Genomic DNA, 18658 nt, shown 5'->3' with positions numbered 1-18658 from the left:
CAGTTGGAATAAGAAAGGACTTCATGAAACGTCTGCTGCTAACTGCGGTTCTTGCCGTACTGATGATCGCCGAAGTTCACGCTGAGTCCTTCACTATCTCCGATATCCGTGTCAATGGCCTGCAGCGGGTGTCCGCTGGCAGTGTATTTGGTGCGCTGCCGCTGAACGTGGGTGAGCAGGCGGATGATTCGCGTCTGGTTGATGCGACTCGTGCGCTGTTCAAGACCGGCTTCTTCCAGGATATTCAGTTGGGCCGTGACGGCAACGTCCTGGTCATCACTGTCGTCGAGCGTCCATCCGTCTCGAGTATCGAGATCGACGGCAACAAGGCAATCACCACTGAGGACCTGATGAAGGGCCTCAAGCAGTCAGGGCTGGCGGAAGGCGAGATCTTCCAGCGTGCCACCCTGGAAGGCGTGCGTAACGAGCTCCAGCGTCAATATGTGGCTCAGGGTCGCTATTCCGCCGAGGTTGCCACCGAGGTTGTTCCTCAGCCACGCAACCGTGTCGGTCTCAAGATCAACATCAATGAAGGCGCTGTCGCAGCCATTCAGCACATCAATGTGGTGGGCAACAATGTCTTCGCTGACGACGACCTCATTGATCTGTTTGAGCTGAAGACCACCAACTGGCTGTCCTTCTTCAAAAACGATGACAAGTACGCTCGGGAAAAACTCTCGGGCGACCTTGAGCGTCTGCGTTCGTACTACCTCGATCGCGGCTATATCAATATGGATATCGCCTCGACCCAAGTCTCGATCACGCCCGACAAGAAAAGCGTTTTCATCACCGTCAACATCAATGAAGGTGAGAAGTACAGCGTCAAGTCAGTCAAGTTGAGCGGTGACCTCAAGGTCCCTGAAGATCAGGTCAAGTCGCTCTTGCTGGTCAAGCCTGGCCAGGTCTTCTCCCGCAAGGTCATGACCACTACGTCCGAGCTGATCACCCGCCGTCTGGGTAACGAGGGTTACACCTTCGCCAACGTTAACGGCGTGCCGACTGCACATGACGAAGACCACACTGTCGATATCACCTTTGTTGTCGATCCGGGCAAGCGCGCTTACGTTAACCGTATCAACTTCCGTGGCAACACCAAGACTGCAGACGAAGTGCTGCGTCGTGAAATGCGTCAGATGGAAGGCGGCTGGGCATCTACTTACCTTATCGACCAGTCCAAGACCCGTCTTGATCGTCTGGGCTTCTTCAAGGAAGTGAACGTCGAAACCCCACCGGTGCCAGGCACCGATGATCAGGTTGACGTGAACTACGCCGTTGAAGAACAGGCATCCGGTTCGATCACCGCCAGCGTTGGTTTTGCTCAGAGCGCCGGTCTAATCCTGGGTGGTTCGATCAGCCAGAATAACTTCCTCGGTACCGGTAACAAGGTCAGCATCGGTCTGACCCGCAGCGAATACCAGACCCGTTACAACTTCAGCTATGTCGACCCGTACTTCACGCCGGACGGTGTGAGCCTGGGTTACAGCGCGTTCTACCGTAAGACCGACTATGACGACCTCGATGTCGATGTGGCGAGCTACTCGGTGAACAGCCTGGGTGCCGGCATCAACATGGGCTACCCGATTAACGAAACATCGCGTCTGAACTTCGGCCTGTCCGTGCAGAACGATGAGCTGAGCACCGGTCGCTACACCGTCGATGAAATCTTTGACTTCATTGACAAAGAAGGCGACAGCTTCACCAACTTCAAAGGCTCCATTGGCTGGTCCGAGTCGACCCTGAACAAAGGCACCTTGCCGACCCGTGGTTCGTCTCAGAGCCTGACGCTGGAAACCACCCTGCCGGGCAGTGACCTGTCGTTCTACAAAGTCGATTATCGGGGCCAGTTGTTCCACCCGATCACCACCAACTACACCCTGCGTCTGCACTCGGAGCTCGGTTACGGTGACGGCTACGGTTCGACTTCCGGTCTGCCGTTCTATGAAAACTACTACGCGGGTGGCTTCAACTCCGTGCGCGGTTTCAAAGACAGCACTCTTGGTCCTCGCAGTACGCCTAGTAAGGGGGAGAATGACCCTAAAGGCCTAGGCAAACCTGGTACAACGCTCGATCCCGACCAGGACGCACTGCCGTTCGGCGGCAACGTCTTGATCTCCGGTGGTGCGGAAATTCTGTTCCCGCTGCCGTTCATCAAAGACCAGCGCTCGCTGCGTACCTCGCTGTTCTGGGACGTGGGTAACGTCTTCAACACCAACTGCGGTGCGACCAAATTCACCAATGACGGCGATAAAGTCGAGTGTAACGGTCCTGATCTTTCCGGTCTTGCCAGCTCCGTCGGTGTCGGCGTGACCTGGATCACTGCGCTGGGCCCGTTGAGCTTCGCTCTGGCGATGCCGATCAAGAAGCCGGACGACAGCACCGAAACCCAGATCTTCCAATTCTCTCTTGGTCAGACCTTTTAAGCGTCTGATCACCGATAACGACAACGGATTCTGTAGGAGTACATCGTGCGTAAGTTGACCCAATTGGCATTGCTGGCAACGGTTTTGATTGCCACTCCCGTATTTGCCGACATGAAAATCGCTGTTCTGAACTATCAGATGGCGCTGCTGGAATCTGACGCAGCCAAGAAGTACGCTGTTGATGCAGAGAAAAAATTCGGCCCACAACTGGCCAAGCTAAAAACACTGGAAAGCAGCGCCAAAGGCATTCAAGACCGTCTGGTCGCAGGTGGTGACAAGATGGCTCAGCCAGAGCGCGAGCGTCTTGAGCTTGAATTCAAGCAAAAGGCCCGTGATTTCCAGTTCCAGTCCAAAGAGCTGAACGAAGCCAAAGCTGTTGCAGACCGCGAAATGCTCAAGCAACTCAAGCCTAAGCTGGACCAGGCCGTGGAAGAAGTGATCAAAAAAGGTGCCTTTGACCTGGTGTTCGAGCGCGGTGCTGTGATTGACGTCAAACCTCAGTACGACGTTACTCGCCAAGTCATCGAGCGCATGAATCAGCTGAAGTAACTTCATGACCGCGACTATCAAACTCGGCGAGTTGGCCGAGTTCCTCGGCGCCACACTGCGTGGCCCCGCGGACAAGGAAATATCCGGGCTGGCCACTTTGCATGAGGCGGGCCCCGGTCAGGTCAGTTTTCTGGCCAATCCGCAATACCGTAAATTCCTCGCCACGACCCACGCCTCTGCGGTGCTGCTCAAGCCTGCAGATGCCGAAGGTTTTGCCGGGGACGCGTTGCTCGTAGACGATCCGTATCTGGCTTACGCGAGAATCTCCCACCTGTTCGACCCAAAACCCAAGTCCCCTGCGGGTATCCACCCGAGCGCCGTCGTTGCTGATGATGCTCAGGTTGATGCAACCGCCAGTGTCGGTGCTTTTGCGGTTATCGAAAGTGGTGCGTGGATCGCAGCCGGTGTCACCATTGGCGCTCATTGCTTTATCGGTGCGCGCAGTACTATCGGTGAGGGTGGCTGGCTTGCTCCCCGAGTGACGCTCTATCACGACGTCAGAATCGGGCAGCGTGTTGTTATTCAGTCAGGTGCGGTCCTGGGCGGCGAAGGTTTCGGTTTCGCTAACGAGAAGGGCGTCTGGAACAAGATTGCGCAGATCGGTGGCGTCAGCATCGGTGACGATGTCGAGATCGGTGTGAACACCGCTATCGATCGCGGCGCGATGGATGACACGCGCATCGGCAACGGAGTGAAACTGGACAATCAGATCCAGATCGCGCACAACGTCCAGGTGGGTGATCACACCGCCATGGCCGCCTGTGTCGGGATCTCCGGCAGTTCAAAAATTGGCAAGCATTGCATGCTTGCAGGCGGGGTCGGGCTGGTCGGGCACATCGAGATCTGCGATGGGGTTTTCATCACAGGGATGACGATGGTGACCCGGTCGATTACCGAGCCCGGCGCTTATTCATCGGGTACAGCGATGCAGCCAGCCGCAGAATGGCGCAAGAGTGCAGCGCGGATGCGTCACCTCGATGACATGGCCCGACGCCTGCAACAGCTGGAAAAGATTGTCGAGGCAGTGACCTCAGGCGGTAAAGCTTCATCTGATGGCTGATACCTTTTCCTTATCAAGTGTGCACAGCCGATAAACTGCCTCCTTGATTTGCTAGAGGAGTGCTGCGCAACCGTCGCGCACTCCCAATCTTTACTACAGGCTTGCTCTCGAAATGATGGACATCAACGAAATTCGCGAATATCTGCCACACCGTTACCCGTTCCTGTTGGTGGATCGAGTGGTGGAGTTGGATGTTGAGACTAAAAGGATTCGGGCCTACAAAAACGTCAGCATCAATGAGCCGTTCTTCAATGGCCATTTCCCCCAGCATCCAATCATGCCGGGCGTGTTGATCATCGAGGCCATGGCGCAAGCTGCTGGCATCCTTGGTTTCAAGATGCTTGACGTTAAACCTGCCGATGGCACTCTTTATTACTTCGTGGGCTCCGACAAGCTGCGTTTTCGCCAGCCAGTACTGCCGGGCGACCAACTGATTCTTGAAGCGAAGTTTCTTAGCTGCAAGCGTCAGATCTGGAAGTTCGAGTGCCAGGCTTCGGTAGACGGCAAGCCGGTATGCTCCGCAGAAATCATCTGTGCGGAACGTAAACTATGAGTTTGATTGACCCTCGCGCAATCATCGATCCGACAGCCATTTTGGCTGACAACGTTGAGGTCGGCCCTTGGTCGATCGTCGGAGCCGGTGTGGAAATTGGCGAGGGTACCGTGATTGGTCCACATGTGATCCTTCGCGGGCCTACCAAAATCGGTAAGCACAACCACATTTACCAGTTTTCGTCGGTGGGTGAAGACACGCCTGATCTGAAGTACAAGGGCGAGGAGACTCGCCTGGTGATCGGCGACCACAACGTGATTCGTGAGGGAGTGACGATTCATCGCGGGACGATTCAGGACCGCGCCGAAACCACTCTGGGTGATCACAACCTGGTTATGGCCTATGCCCACATCGGTCATGACAGCGTTATTGGCAATCACTGCATCCTGGTGAACAACACTGCGCTGGCCGGCCACGTTCACGTTGACGACTGGGCAATTCTCTCGGGTTTCACCTTGGTTCATCAGTATTGCCGAATCGGCGCCCACAGCTTTTCCGGCATGGGTACTGCGATTGGCAAGGACGTGCCTGCTTTCGTCACAGTCTTCGGCAACCCTGCCGAAGCGCGCAGCATGAACTTCGAAGGCATGCGCCGCCGCGGTTTTTCCGAAGATTCTATCCACGCCCTGCGCAGCGCCTACAAGGTTGTCTATCGCAAAGGACTGACCGTGGATCAGGCCATTGCCGATTTAGCCGAGCCCGCCGCGCAATTCCCCGAAGTGGCGTTGTTCCTTGAGTCCATCCAGACTTCGACTCGCGGCATTACCCGCTGATCATGGCTGCCCTGCGTATCGCGCTGGTTGCCGGCGAAGCGTCTGGCGACATTCTTGGCTCGGGACTGATGCGTGCCATTAAGGCTCGTCATCCTGAAGCCGAGTTTATCGGCGTCGGCGGTCCGCTCATGGAAGCCGAGGGGATGACCAGCTACTTCCCCATGGAGCGCCTGTCGGTCATGGGGCTGGTCGAAGTCCTTGGTCGCCTGAAGGAGTTGCTGGCGCGCCGCAAAGAGCTGATTCAAACGCTCATTTGCGAAAAGCCCGACGTCTTCATCGGAATCGACGCGCCAGACTTCACCCTCAATATCGAACTCAAACTGCGTCAGGCCGGTATCAAGACCGTGCATTACGTAAGCCCGTCGGTGTGGGCGTGGCGGCAAAAGCGCGTGCTTAAGATTCGCGAAGGCTGTGATCTGATGCTGACGCTGCTGCCATTTGAGGCGCGTTTCTACGAAGAGAAAGGCGTGCCGGTGCGTTTCGTCGGTCATCCGCTGGCCGATACCATTCCCCTGGAAGCGGATCGTGATGCTGCTCGCATTCAGCTAAATCTGGGTGCCGGCCCAGTCGTGGCGCTCATGCCCGGCAGCCGTGGCGGCGAAGTCGGGCGTCTTGGCGCGTTATTCTTCGACGCGGCCGAGCGACTGCTCTTGGCGCGTCCTGAAATGCGCTTTGTGCTGCCGTGCGCAAGTCCTCAGCGTCGCGTGCAGATCGAACAACTGCTTGAAGGGCGCGACTTGCCGCTGACACTGCTCGACGGTCAGTCTCATCTCGCGTTGGCAGCCTGTGACGCAGTGTTGATCGCTTCCGGTACCGCGACACTGGAAGCGTTGCTGTACAAACGACCGATGGTGGTTGCCTATCGCTTGGCACCGCTGACCTTCTGGATACTCAAGCGTATGGTGAAAAGCCCGTACGTATCCCTGCCCAATCTGTTGGCCCAGCGCATGCTGGTCCCGGAACTGTTGCAGGATGCGGCGACCGCCGATGCCCTGGCCCAGACCCTGCTGCCGTTACTGGATAACGGCGCCGAACAAACGGCCGGTTTCGACGACATTCACCGGACCTTGCGTCGCGACGCATCCAATCAGGCCGCCGAAGCGGTGTTGAGCCTGATCGGCGCGTCGCCTTCACAATGAGCACGCATTCAATGCAAATGGGTCTGGACTTCAATCTGGTCGAAGAATTGGTCGCCGGCGTCGATGAAGTGGGCCGGGGCCCGCTGTGTGGCGCGGTTGTAACGGCTGCCGTGATTCTCGACCCCAAACGGCCCATTCTTGGGCTCAACGACTCCAAAAAACTGACGCACGCCAAGCGCGAAAAGCTGTTCGACGAGATTTGCGAAAAGGCGCTGTGTTGGCACATAGCGCGCGCCGAAGTCCACGAAATCGACGAGCTCAACATTCTGCACGCCACGATGTTGGCGATGAAGCGCGCTGTCGAAGGTTTGCTCATTACGCCAAAGCTGGCGCTGATCGACGGCAATCGTTGCCCGCAGTTGTCAGTGCCCAGTGCGCCGGTGATTCAGGGTGATGGGCAAGTTCCCGCCATTGCTGCGGCGTCGATCCTGGCCAAGGTCAGCCGCGACCGCGAAATGGCCGCCATGGAGATGATTTATCCGGGCTACGGGATCGGCGGGCACAAAGGCTATCCGACACCTGTTCATCTGGAAGCCTTGGCCCGATTGGGGCCGACGCCAATTCATCGCCGTTCATTCGCACCAGTACGTGCGGCTTACGAAGCCCGTGACATGATGATCGCTACATCGTTTACGCCGCTTCCGTTCGCGTGATCGCGTGCTGATGTTTTCATAAGAGGCCGGTACAATCCGGCCTTCGTTTTCTGTGCTTGATAGGATCACCCATGCCGGCTTCTTTCGTTCATCTACGCCTGCACACTGAATATTCCCTGGTTGATGGTCTGGTCCGGGTCAAGCCCCTGGTCAAAGCCCTGGCCGGGATGAATATGCCTGCGGTGGCGGTGACCGATCAGAACAACATGTGTTCGCTGGTCAAGTTCTACAAAGCGGCGATGGGTGCAGGCATCAAGCCTATCTGTGGCGCCGACCTGTGGCTGGCGGGCCGAGACAAAGATGCCGCGCTGAGCCGCATCAGCCTGCTGGTGATGAGCCCCAAAGGCTACCGTAACCTGACCGAACTGATCTCTCGCGGCTTTATCAGCGGCCAGCGCAACGGTCTGGTGATCATCGAGCGTGACTGGATCGCGGAAGCCAACGAAGGCCTGATCGCCCTGTCGGCCGCCAAAGAAGGCGAGATTGGCATGGCGTTGCTCGGTGGTAATCCGGGTGAAGCCGATCAGTTGCTCAAAGAGTGGATGGGCGTTTTCCCGGACCGCTTTTATATCGAGGTGCAGCGCACCAGCCGCATCAACGATGAAGAACATTTGCACGCCGCCGTTGCTCTGGCTGAACGCCACGGTGCCCCGCTGGTCGCCACCAACGACGTGCGCTTTATCAAGCAGGAAGACTTCGAAGCCCACGAAACTCGCGTGTGCATCGGCGAAGGCCGCGCCCTTGACGACCCCCGTCGCTCTCACAATTACAGCGATCAGCAATATCTGAAAAGCGCCGCCGAGATGGCCGAGCTGTTCAGCGATTTGCCGGACGCGCTGGAAAACACCGTCGAGATCGCCAAGCGCTGCAATATCGATGTGAAGCTGGGCACGGCGTTCCTGCCCAACTTTCCGATCCCAGATGGCATGACCATCGATGAGTATTTCCGCAAGGTTTCGTTTGACGGTCTTGAAGAACGTCTTGCCGTGCTGTGGCCCAAGGCGACCACGCCCAACTACGAAGAAAAACGTCAGGTGTACGTTGATCGGCTGAATTTCGAGCTGGATATCATCATCCAGATGGGCTTCCCCGGTTACTTCCTGATCGTGATGGACTTCATCCAGTGGGCCAAGAGCAATGGTGTGCCAGTGGGCCCCGGCCGTGGGTCGGGCGCCGGTTCGCTGGTCGCTTACGTGCAAAAGATTACTGACCTCGATCCGCTGGAATATGACCTGCTGTTCGAGCGCTTCCTTAATCCGGAGCGGGTCTCGATGCCCGACTTCGACGTCGACTTCTGCATGGACGGTCGCGATCGGGTCATCGATTACGTGGCCGAAAAGTACGGTCGCAACGCGGTCAGCCAGATCATCACGTTTGGTTCGATGGCGGCGAAGGCGGTGGTCCGGGACGTGGCGCGGGTGCAGGGCAAGTCTTACGGGCTGGCTGATCGTCTGTCGAAGATGATTCCGTTCGAAGTCGGAATGACTCTGGAAAAAGCCTACGAGCAGGAAGAGATCCTGCGTGACTTCCTAAAGGTTGACGAGGAAGCGGCGGAAATCTGGGAGATGGCGCGCAAGCTTGAGGGCGTGGTGCGTAACGTCGGCAAGCACGCCGGTGGTGTGGTGATCGCGCCGACCAAACTGACTGACTTTTCGGCCATTTATTGCGATGAAGAGGGCGGCGGTCTGGTCACCCAGTTCGACAAGGATGATGTCGAAGCCGCTGGCCTGGTGAAGTTCGACTTCCTTGGCCTGCGTACGCTGACCATCATCGATTGGGCGCTCAAGACCATCAACCGCGATCGCGCCAAGGTCAACGAACCGCCGTTGGACATCGCGTTCATCCCGCTGGACGACGCGCCGACTTACGAACTGCTGCAGAAGGCAGAAACCACCGCGGTGTTCCAGCTCGAGTCGCGCGGCATGAAAGAGCTGATCAAAAAGCTCAAGCCCGACTGCCTCGAAGACTTGATCGCTCTGGTGGCGCTGTTCCGTCCTGGCCCGCTGCAGTCAGGCATGGTTGACGACTTCATCAACCGTAAACACGGTCGTGCAGAACTGTCGTATCCGCACATCGATTACCAGTATGAAGGCCTCAAGCCGGTGCTGCTGCCGACCTACGGCATCATCCTGTATCAGGAACAGGTGATGCAGATCGCCCAGGTGATGGCGGGCTACACCCTCGGCGAGGCGGACATGCTGCGTCGTGCGATGGGTAAGAAAAAGCCCGAAGAGATGGCCAAGCAACGCGGCGGTTTTATTGACGGGTGCAAGACCAACAACATCGAGCCGGACCTTGCCGGTAACATTTTCGACCTGGTGGAAAAATTTGCCGGTTACGGTTTCAACAAATCTCACTCGGCGGCTTACGGCCTGGTTTCCTACCAGACCGCATGGCTGAAGAAGCACTACCCGGCGCCGTTCATGGCGGCGGTGTTGTCGGCGGACATGCACAACACCGACAAGGTCGTGACGTTGATCGAGGAAGTGCGCAACATGAAACTGCGCCTCGATCCGCCGGACGTGAATACCTCCGAATTCAAGTTCACCGTGGACGATGACGGTCGCATTCTGTACGGCCTTGGCGCGATCAAGGGCGTAGGCGAAGGCCCGGTCGAGGCGATCACCGATGCACGGATGGACGGTCCATTCACTGATTTGTTCGACTTCTGCGCCCGGGTTGACCTCAAGCGCGTGAACAAGCGCACCCTCGATGGCTTGATCCGCAGCGGTGCACTGGATCGCCTCGGGCCGTACTTCTTCGATGAGCCAAAACCGTATCAGGCCAACATCGATCGCAACCGGGCGGTCTTGCTGACTGCGTTGGCAGAAGCGATCCAGGCAGCCGAGCAGACTGCACGCAGCCATGACAGCGGCCATGCCGACCTGTTTGGCGGTTTGTTCGTTGAAGAAGATACCGACGTGTACGCCAATCATCGCGCAGCCAAGGAAGTCACCCTCAAAGAGCGGCTGCGTGGTGAGAAGGAAACCCTGGGTCTGTACCTGACCGGTCACCCGATCGATGAGTACGAAGGCGAGATCCGGCGCTTCGCCCGCCAACGCATCGTCGATCTGAAGCCTGCGCGCGATACTCAGACCGTTGCTGGCCTGATCATCAATCTGCGGGTCATGAAGAACAAAAAGGGCGACAAAATGGGGTTCATCACCCTCGATGACCGCTCCGGACGTATCGAAGCATCGCTGTTTGCCGAAGCGTTCCATTCCGCTCAGTCGTTGTTGCAGACCGATGCGATGGTCGTGGTGGAAGGGGAGGTCAGTTCGGACGACTTCTCCGGTGGCCTGCGTTTGCGCGCCAAACGGGTCATGAGCCTGCAAGAAGCGCGTACTGGCCTGGCCGAGAGCCTGCGCCTGACCGTGCGCAGCGAGTCGCTCAAGGGCGATCGTCTACGCTGGCTGGGCGATCTGTGCAAAAAGCATCGCGGCGCGTGCCCGATTACACTCGATTACACCGGGCTGGATGCCAAGGCGTTGTTGCAGTTTGGCGAAGCGTGGCGAATTGATCCCGCAGACGGCTTGATTCAAGCGTTGCGTGACCAGTTCGGACGAGAGAACGTCTTCCTGCAGTATCGTTGAACGCACAGGCGCGTTGTGACTGCCGGCCACGAAGGCCGGGCTCGCATAGCGCCTGTTCTCAGCCCTGAATTTTTAATCTCGACCTGAATGCGCCATCTCCCTTAAGGTATGGCGCTTACGGATCAACCGGCCGGCCTCTTGGCCGTCGACCCAAGACGGATGCCTATGAACCCGAATTTTCTGGATTTCGAACAGCCGATCGCTGACCTGCAAGCCAAAATCGAAGAGCTGCGTCTGGTTGGTAATGACAATTCGCTGAATATCGGCGATGAAATCTCTCGTCTGCAAGAGAAGAGCAATACGCTCACCGAAAGCATTTTCGGCAACCTGACCAGTTGGCAGATCGCTCGCATGGCGCGTCATCCGCGTCGCCCGTACACCCTGGATTACATCGGGCACATTTTCACTGAATTCGATGAGCTGCACGGCGATCGGCACTTCTCTGATGACGCTGCCATCGTCGGCGGTATTGCCCGTCTGGACAATCAGCCAGTGATGGTGATCGGTCATCAAAAAGGCCGTGAAGTGCGTGAGAAAGTTCGCCGTAATTTCGGCATGCCGCGTCCTGAAGGCTACCGCAAGGCTTGCCGTCTGATGGAGATGGCCGAGCGTTTCAAGATGCCGATCCTGACGTTCATTGACACCCCGGGCGCCTACCCTGGCATCGACGCCGAAGAACGTAACCAGAGCGAAGCGATTGCCTGGAACCTGCGTGTAATGGCCCGCTTGAAAACCCCGATCATCGCTACCGTTATCGGCGAAGGCGGTTCGGGCGGCGCATTGGCGATCGGCGTGTGCGATCAGTTGAACATGCTGCAGTACTCCACTTACGCGGTAATCTCGCCAGAAGGCTGTGCTTCCATCTTGTGGAAAACCGCCGAAAAAGCGCCGGATGCAGCAGAGGCCATGGGCATCACAGCTGATCGCCTGAAAGGCCTGGGTATCGTCGATCAGGTTATCGGCGAGCCATTGGGTGGCGCTCATCGTGATCCAGCCGGCGCCGCTGCGTCGATCCGCGAAGAGCTGAGCAGCCAGCTGTCGATGCTCAAGGGGTTCAATACTGACGAATTGCTGGCTCGTCGATATGACCGTTTGATGAGCTACGGTATTTGATTCAGCGTCGCTCTTGATTGTCGTCCGGCCAGCGTAACGCAGGGTCTTTCCAGCATGAGCAAGCCGGACTCCATCAAAAAAGAACTCTCCGCCCGTTTGCTCTCGCGCCTGGCCCCTTGGCGCGAGGCAGTCGGCTGGCGAATCGCCTTCTCCGGTGGTCTTGATTCCACCGTCCTGCTGCACCTGCTCGCCGATCTTTCCAGGCACGAGTCGCTTCCCCCCCTTTACGCAGTACACATCCACCATGGTCTTCAGACTGCTGCTGATAACTGGCCGGCGCATTGCCGTCGCGTCTGTCAGATTCTGGACGTACCGTTGCAGGTCATATCGGTTCAGGTTCTGGCCGGGCCCAGTGTCGAACAGGCTGCGCGTGAGGCTCGCTATGCGGCATTCAGTGAGGTGTTGCTGGAGGAAGAAGTGCTGCTGACGGCGCAGCACCGGGATGATCAGGCCGAAACCTTGTTGTTCCGGCTGCTGCGCGGAGCCGGTGTCCGAGGGCTGGCAGCGATGCCGTTTGAGCGCGATCTGGGTGTGGGTCGATTGTTGCGCCCTTTGCTCGACGAATCCCGGGAGCGGCTGGAGGCTTACGCCCGTGAGCAGGGTTTGAGTTGGGTGGAAGATCCGAGTAACGAGAGCAGCCGTTTCTCGCGAAACTATCTGCGACACCGGGTCATGCCTTTGTTGACTTCGCGTTGGCCGCAGGCAGTGGCGAGTATGGCGCGTACGGCGAGTCATCTGGCCGAGGCGCAGACACTGCTGACGGAGTTGGCCGAGCAGGATCTCGCTCAGGCCGCCACGCCTTCACCCTTTGACTGGCTCAATATTCCGTCTCTGGAACTGGCGCCGCTGGAGGCATTATCAGCTGCACGTCAACGCAACGCCCTGCGTCACTGGCTCGGCTCGCGAACGCGCCTGCCGGACAGCGATCATTGGGCCGGATGGGACAGCCTGCGCGATGCCGGCCCCGATGGACGTCCGATCTGGCGCCTGACCGATGGGCAGTTGCACCGCGCAGAAGGGCGCATCTGGTGGCTAGCCGGGGTATGGATGCGCAATGTCAGCGGCGCTCATGCCTGGCCACTGCCCGAAGATCCGCTGATCCTGCCGGGTAATGGTCAGCTTGAGTTTATCGGCGACGCGCCCAAAGGCGGGCTGCACATGCACTACCGACAGGGTGGCGAAATAATGAATCTCCCCGAGCGCGGGCGGCGCGATCTCAAAAGGCTGCTCAACGAACGCGGCGTGCCGGTGTTTTTGCGCGGCCGATTGCCGCTGTTGTATCGCGGTGAAGAGTTATTGGCCGTCGCCAACCTGCCCGGACTGGACGCTGAGCCCCGTGGACAATGGCGATTGCAGTGGTTGCCGCCGACGAACGACCAAAGTTTGAGCTGAAAGGGCGTTTCCGGTAGACTACGCTCCCTTCTTGATACAGCTTCTGTCGACCCATCTGGATCGATGAAAGTTGCCGATCACCAGCCAGTCTTTACTGGGCGATTCTCAAAAAATGTGGCGAATTATGGACAGGCCTTCATCCGGTCAGCCGTTTCCAGCGCAACAGTTTCAGGAATGCACTGTGAAGCACGCAGGTCATCGGGGGCTTCGGCCTTCCTTCGCTTTCCCCGGCGGCTCTGACCGCTTTAACGCAGACTTCTAGGGTTTTTCATGACGCGCTACATCTTCGTCACGGGCGGTGTTGTTTCTTCATTGGGGAAAGGCATTGCTTCGGCATCATTGGCGGCCATCCTGGAGGCGAGGGGACTTAAGGTCACCATGCTCAAACTGGACCCGTACATCAACGTCGATCCGGGCACCATGAGCCCTTTCCAGCACGGTGAAGTGTTCGTCACTCACGACGGCGCCGAAACTGACCTGGATTTGGGTCACTACGAGCGTTTCATTCGCACCACCATGACCCAGAACAACAACTTCACCACTGGCCGTGTGTACGAACACGTCCTGCGCAAAGAGCGTCGTGGTGATTATCTGGGCGCGACCATCCAGGTCATTCCGCACATCACCGACGAAATCAAGCGCCGCATCATCAAGGGTGCAGGCGACGCCGATGTCGCACTGGTCGAAATCGGCGGCACCGTGGGTGACATCGAGTCGCAACCGTTCCTCGAAGCGATCCGCCAACTGCGTTTCGAAGTCGGTGCACGTCGCGCGATGTTGATGCACCTGACTCTGGTGCCGTATATCGCGACAGCGGGCGAAACCAAAACCAAGCCGACGCAGCACTCGGTCAAGGAATTACGTTCCATCGGTCTACAGCCTGACATTCTGGTCTGCCGTTCCGATCACCCGATCGACATGTCGTCCCGTCGCAAGATCGCGCAGTTCACCAACGTTGAAGAGCGTGCGGTGATTGCGCTGGAAGACGCCGACACTATCTACAAAATCCCTGGCATCCTGCACTCCCAAGGCCTGGATGATTTCGTCGTCGAGCGCTTCGGTCTGCAATGTTCGGGCGCAGACCTCTCCGAGTGGGAAGCGGTGGTGGACGCCAAGCTCAATCCTGAGCATGAAGTCACTATCGCCATGGTCGGCAAGTACATGGAGCTGCTGGACGCTTACAAGTCGCTGATCGAAGCGATGAGTCACGCCGGCATCACCAACCGCACCAAGGTCAATCTGCGCTACATCGACTCTGAAGACATCGAGAATCAGGGCACCGGCCTGCTCGAAGGCGTGGACGCAATTCTGGTTCCTGGCGGTTTCGGACTGCGTGGCGTAGAAGGCAAGATCACTGCCGTCCAGTTCGCTCGCGAGAACAAGGTGCCCTACCTGGGTATCTGCCTGGGCATGCAAGTGGCGGTCATCGAGTTCGCACGTAACGTGCTGGGCTGGAAAGACGCCAACTCCACCGAGTTCGATCGCAGCAGCCCGCATCCGGTTGTCGGCTTGATCACCGAGTGGGAAGACGCCACCGGCGCAGTCGAAACCCGTACCGAAACCTCCGATCTGGGTGGCACCATGCGTCTCGGCGCACAGGAATGCCAACTGGAAAGCGGCTCGCTGGTGCATGACTGCTACGCCAAGGATGTGATCGTCGAGCGTCATCGTCATCGTTATGAAGTGAACAACAACCTGCTGCCTCAACTGATCGGTGCCGGTCTGAAAATCTCCGGTCGTTCCGGCGATGGCGCCTTGGTTGAAGTGGTTGAAGCGCCGGATCATCCGTGGTTCGTGGCTTGCCAGTTCCACCCGGAGTTCACTTCGACACCACGCGACGGTCACCCGCTGTTCAGCGGTTTCGTCAAAGCAGCGCTTGCTCAACATCAGAAAAAAGCCTGATAGGGAATTCATTACATGGCACAGAAAATCATCCGCGTCGGTTCTATCGAGATTGCCAACGACAAGCCAATGGTTTTGTTCGGTGGCATGAACGTGCTGGAATCGCGGGACATGGCCATGCAGGTCTGCGAAGAATACGTGCGGGTCACCGAGAAACTCGGTATCCCTTACGTGTTCAAGGCCAGCTTCGACAAAGCCAACCGCTCTTCGGTGACGTCGTATCGTGGTCCGGGCCTGGAAGCAGGCATGCGCATTTTTGAAGAGATCAAACGCACCTTCAACGTGCCGGTGATCACTGACGTGCATGAGCCGGATCAAGCGGCGACGGTGGCTGAAGTCTGCGACATCATTCAGTTGCCAGCGTTTTTGTCCCGACAGACCGATCTGGTCGTGGCGATGGCGAAAACCGGCGCTGTGATCAACATCAAGAAGGCCCAGTTTCTCGCGCCTCAGGAAATGAAACACATCCTGTCCAAGTGCGAAGAGGCGGGTAACGACCAGTTGATTCTGTGCGAGCGGGGTTCCAGCTTCGGGTACAACAACCTGGTGGTGGACATGCTCGGCTTCGGCATCATGAAGTCGTTCGAATACCCGGTGTTTTTCGACGTGACCCACGCGTTGCAGATGCCGGGCGGTCGCTCGGACTCTGCAGGCGGACGTCGTGCTCAAGTGACTGATCTGGCCAAGGCTGGCATCAGCCAGGGTCTGGCCGGTCTGTTTCTTGAAGCGCATCCGGACCCGGACAACGCCAAGTGCGATGGTCCATGTGCGTTGCGCCTGGAAAAACTCGAGCCTTTCCTGACTCAGCTCAAGACCCTTGATGATCTGATCAAAAGCTTTGCGCCCGTAGAAACCGCGTAAGACAGGCTTCTCTGGCGCTGCACCCTCCGGTAAAGTGCCGCTCGTTCAGTTCCCGACCAATGGGTCGGGAATTTTGTCGTTTCAAGGCCTGCCCGTTGTCCTACAGCCTTGAGATGCACAGCCGTTTCCCAGCTGCGTCGTTTTCGTCAATCTTGGAGTGTTTACAACAATGGCAAAAATCGTCGACATCAAAGGTCGTGAAGTTCTCGACTCCCGTGGCAATCCCACCGTGGAAGCAGATGTGCTCCTCGACAACGGCATCATCGGCAGTGCGTGCGCGCCGTCCGGTGCTTCCACCGGCTCGCGTGAAGCACTTGAGCTGCGTGATGGCGACAAGAGCCGTTATATGGGCAAAGGTGTTCTGAAGGCAGTTGCGAACATCAATGGTCCGATTCGCGACCTGTTGCTGGGCAAAGACCCGGTAGATCAGAAAGCACTGGACCACGCGATGATCGCGCTGGACGCCACCGAAAACAAAGCCAGCCTGGGCGCCAATGCGATCCTTGCTGTGTCTCTGGCCGCGGCCAAAGCTGCCGCGCAGGATCAAGACCTGCCGCTGTATGCGCACATTGCCAACCTGAACGGCACGCCGGGTGTCTACTCGATGCCGGTCCCGATGATGAACATCATCAACGGTGGCGAACATGCCGATAACAACATCGACATCCAGGAATTCATGATTCAGCCCGTCGGCGCCAAGACCTTCTCCGAAGGCCTGCGCTGGGGCACCGAAATTTTCCATCACCTCAAAGCCGTTCTCAAAGCGCGTGGCTTGAACACTGCTGTCGGTGATGAAGGCGGTTTCGCGCCAAACCTTAACTCCAATGCCGACGCGCTCGACGCCATCGCCGAAGCGGTTGCCAATGCAGGTTATAAGCTGGGCACCGACGTGACCCTGGCTCTGGACTGCGCCGCTAGCGAGTTCTACAAGAACGGCAAGTACACGCTGAGCGAAGAAGGCGAGTACGACTCTGCCGGTTTTGCTGACTACCTGGCCGATCTGGTCAGCAAGCACCCGATCATCTCCATCGAAGATGGCCTGGACGAGTCCGATTGGGCCGGCTGGAAAGTCCTGACCGACAAGATCGGCGACAAGATCCAACTGGTGGGCGACGACTTGTTTGTGACCAACACCAAGATCCTGAAAGAAGGCATCGACAAGAAGATCGCCAACTCGATCCTGATCAAGTTCAACCAGATCGGCACCTTGACCGAAACCCTGGAAGCCATCCAGATGGCCAAGGCCGCTGGTTATACCGCCATCATTTCCCACCGTTCGGGTGAGACAGAAGATTCGACCATTGCCGATCTGGCCGTGGGCACGGCTGCCGGGCAGATTAAAACTGGATCGCTGAGCCGTTCTGATCGTGTCGCCAAGTACAACCAGCTGCTGCGTATCGAAGAGCAATTGGGCAGCAAGGCGAAATACAATGGTCGCGGCGAGTTTCGCGGCTGAGTCGGAGATGGTAAAAAGGCAGCAGGCGTTGTAGGGGAATTCTCTTTTTTGAGAGTTTCCGGACGTTCTGATCCGTGAGCCCGGTGACCACCGGGCTTTCGGTCGTTTTGCATGGTCGCTTCTGCTGTCTTTTTATTCACCGGGTAACTGATATTTCAAATGCGCAGTCCTAACTGGTTGTTCCTTGTTCTGCTCTTGCTGCTGGCTGGCCTGCAATACCGTCTGTGGGTCGGTAATGGCAGCCTTGCGCAGGTGGCCAGTCTGACTCAGCAGATCGCCGATCAACACGCTGAAAATGATGTGCTGCTGGAGCGTAACCGGGTCCTCGACGCGGAAGTGCTGGAGCTCAAAAAAGGCCTGGAAACAGTTGAGGAGCGTGCCCGTCATGAGCTGGGCATGGTCAAGGACGGCGAGACCCTTTACCAGTTGGCGCAATGACGTTGGTGCGATGACACACTCCCTTCCTGCCTTCTGGGCAGTGATTCCCGCAGCGGGCGTTGGTGCGCGCATGGCGGCAGACCGTCCCAAGCAGTACCTGCAACTGGGCGGCCTCACAATTCTGGAACACAGCCTGCTTTGTTTTCTGGATCACCCCCGGCTCAAGGGGATGGTGATCAGTCTGGCTGTGGATGATCCCTACTGGCCGACATTGCCTTGCGCGCTGGATTCTCGAATTCAGCGTGTGGACGGCGGCAAGGAGCGCTCGGACTCAGTGCTTAACGCATTGCTGCATTTACATGCACAAGGCGCGGACGACAATGATTGGGTGCTGGTGCATGACGCCGCCCGGCCCAATTTGGCACGCAGCGATCTGGACAACTTGCTCATTGAGCTGGCTGAAGACCCTGTTGGCGGTTTGCTTGCGGTGCCGGCAAAAGACACCCTCAAACGCGCGGATAGCAGCGGCCGGGTCACTGAGACCGTGGACCGCAGCCTGATCTGGCAGGCCTACACTCCGCAGATGTTTCGCCTTGGCGCGTTGCATCGGGCATTGGCGGATAGCCTTGTGTCGAACGTCTTGATCACCGATGAAGCGTCCGCCATGGAGTGGGCGGGGCAATCGCCACGGCTGATTGAAGGGCGGGCTGACAATATCAAGGTCACGCGGCCTGAGGATCTGGAATGGCTGCGGCAGCGCCGAGGTGATTTCACCCGCCATTGACTTCTTGTAGGAGCGAGGCTTGCCCGCGAAGC

The 18658-nt window shown here is 57.7% G+C and carries 15 protein-coding genes; all 15 read left to right on the top strand.

The genetic code is table 11. The features are described 5' to 3' along the window. Window positions 1-23 precede the first annotated feature (23 nt). The 15 genes from bamA to ispD all read left to right on the top strand — a co-directional run bounded on the left by bamA (window position 24) and on the right by ispD (window position 18626). On the top strand, window positions 24-2420 hold the full coding sequence (bamA, locus tag ACWKWM_RS11995; protein ID WP_483846349.1) for an outer membrane protein assembly factor BamA: 2397 nt from the start codon (window positions 24-26) through the stop codon (window positions 2418-2420). Between the two features lie 45 nt (window positions 2421-2465). Beyond that, complete coding sequence (locus ACWKWM_RS11990) at window positions 2466-2969, top strand: OmpH/Skp family outer membrane protein (protein WP_331189061.1); 504 nt, start codon at window positions 2466-2468, stop codon at window positions 2967-2969. A gap of 4 nt (window positions 2970-2973) precedes the next feature. Continuing rightward, complete coding sequence (gene lpxD, locus ACWKWM_RS11985; protein ID WP_483846348.1) at window positions 2974-4029, top strand: UDP-3-O-(3-hydroxymyristoyl)glucosamine N-acyltransferase; 1056 nt, start codon at window positions 2974-2976, stop codon at window positions 4027-4029. 112 nt (window positions 4030-4141) lie between these two features. After that, complete coding sequence (gene fabZ / locus ACWKWM_RS11980; RefSeq protein ID WP_483837804.1) at window positions 4142-4582, top strand: 3-hydroxyacyl-ACP dehydratase FabZ; 441 nt, start codon at window positions 4142-4144, stop codon at window positions 4580-4582. Further along, entirely contained in the window at window positions 4579-5355 is a 777-nt protein-coding gene (lpxA, locus tag ACWKWM_RS11975) for an acyl-ACP--UDP-N-acetylglucosamine O-acyltransferase (protein WP_483846347.1), read from the top strand. Before fabZ ends, lpxA begins: the two co-directional genes overlap by 4 nt. 2 nt (window positions 5356-5357) lie before the next feature. Continuing rightward, window positions 5358-6494 carry a lipid-A-disaccharide synthase gene (gene lpxB, locus ACWKWM_RS11970; protein WP_483846346.1) on the top strand — a complete coding sequence of 379 codons (1137 nt, stop codon included), beginning with the start codon at window positions 5358-5360 and terminating at the stop codon, window positions 6492-6494. Between the two features lie 11 nt (window positions 6495-6505). Further along, the gene (gene rnhB / locus ACWKWM_RS11965) at window positions 6506-7147 is read left to right on the top strand and encodes a ribonuclease HII (RefSeq protein ID WP_483846345.1); all 642 of its coding nucleotides are present in this window, start codon (window positions 6506-6508) and stop codon (window positions 7145-7147) included. Between the two features lie 71 nt (window positions 7148-7218). Beyond that, the gene (dnaE, locus tag ACWKWM_RS11960; RefSeq protein ID WP_483846344.1) at window positions 7219-10740 is read left to right on the top strand and encodes a DNA polymerase III subunit alpha; all 3522 of its coding nucleotides are present in this window, start codon (window positions 7219-7221) and stop codon (window positions 10738-10740) included. Between the two features lie 165 nt (window positions 10741-10905). After that, window positions 10906-11853, top strand: a complete 948-nt coding sequence (gene accA / locus ACWKWM_RS11955; RefSeq protein ID WP_483846343.1) for an acetyl-CoA carboxylase carboxyl transferase subunit alpha — start codon at window positions 10906-10908, stop codon at window positions 11851-11853. 54 nt (window positions 11854-11907) lie between these two features. Further along, window positions 11908-13245, top strand: coding sequence for a tRNA lysidine(34) synthetase TilS (gene tilS / locus ACWKWM_RS11950; RefSeq protein ID WP_483846342.1), 1338 nt, complete (start codon window positions 11908-11910; stop codon window positions 13243-13245). Window positions 13246-13515: 270 nt separating this feature from the next. Further along, on the top strand, window positions 13516-15147 hold the full coding sequence (gene pyrG, locus ACWKWM_RS11945) for a CTP synthase (protein WP_483846341.1): 1632 nt from the start codon (window positions 13516-13518) through the stop codon (window positions 15145-15147). A 15-nt stretch (window positions 15148-15162) separates the two neighbouring features. Further along, a complete protein-coding gene (gene kdsA, locus ACWKWM_RS11940) occupies window positions 15163-16008 on the top strand; it encodes a 3-deoxy-8-phosphooctulonate synthase (protein WP_483846340.1) in 846 nt (281 codons plus the stop codon). A gap of 169 nt (window positions 16009-16177) precedes the next feature. Continuing rightward, a complete protein-coding gene (gene eno / locus ACWKWM_RS11935) occupies window positions 16178-17464 on the top strand; it encodes a phosphopyruvate hydratase (RefSeq protein WP_483846339.1) in 1287 nt (428 codons plus the stop codon). A 159-nt stretch (window positions 17465-17623) separates the two neighbouring features. Next, window positions 17624-17902, top strand: coding sequence for a cell division protein FtsB (ftsB, locus tag ACWKWM_RS11930; RefSeq protein ID WP_331189073.1), 279 nt, complete (start codon window positions 17624-17626; stop codon window positions 17900-17902). A 10-nt stretch (window positions 17903-17912) separates the two neighbouring features. Beyond that, a complete protein-coding gene (ispD, locus tag ACWKWM_RS11925; protein WP_483846338.1) occupies window positions 17913-18626 on the top strand; it encodes a 2-C-methyl-D-erythritol 4-phosphate cytidylyltransferase in 714 nt (237 codons plus the stop codon). Window positions 18627-18658: the final 32 nt, after the last annotated feature.

It is taken from the genome of Pseudomonas rosaeacicularis (genome assembly GCF_057128745.1).
Note: the sequence above shows the minus strand (reverse complement) of the source record. Positions and strands in the feature narration are given on the sequence as shown.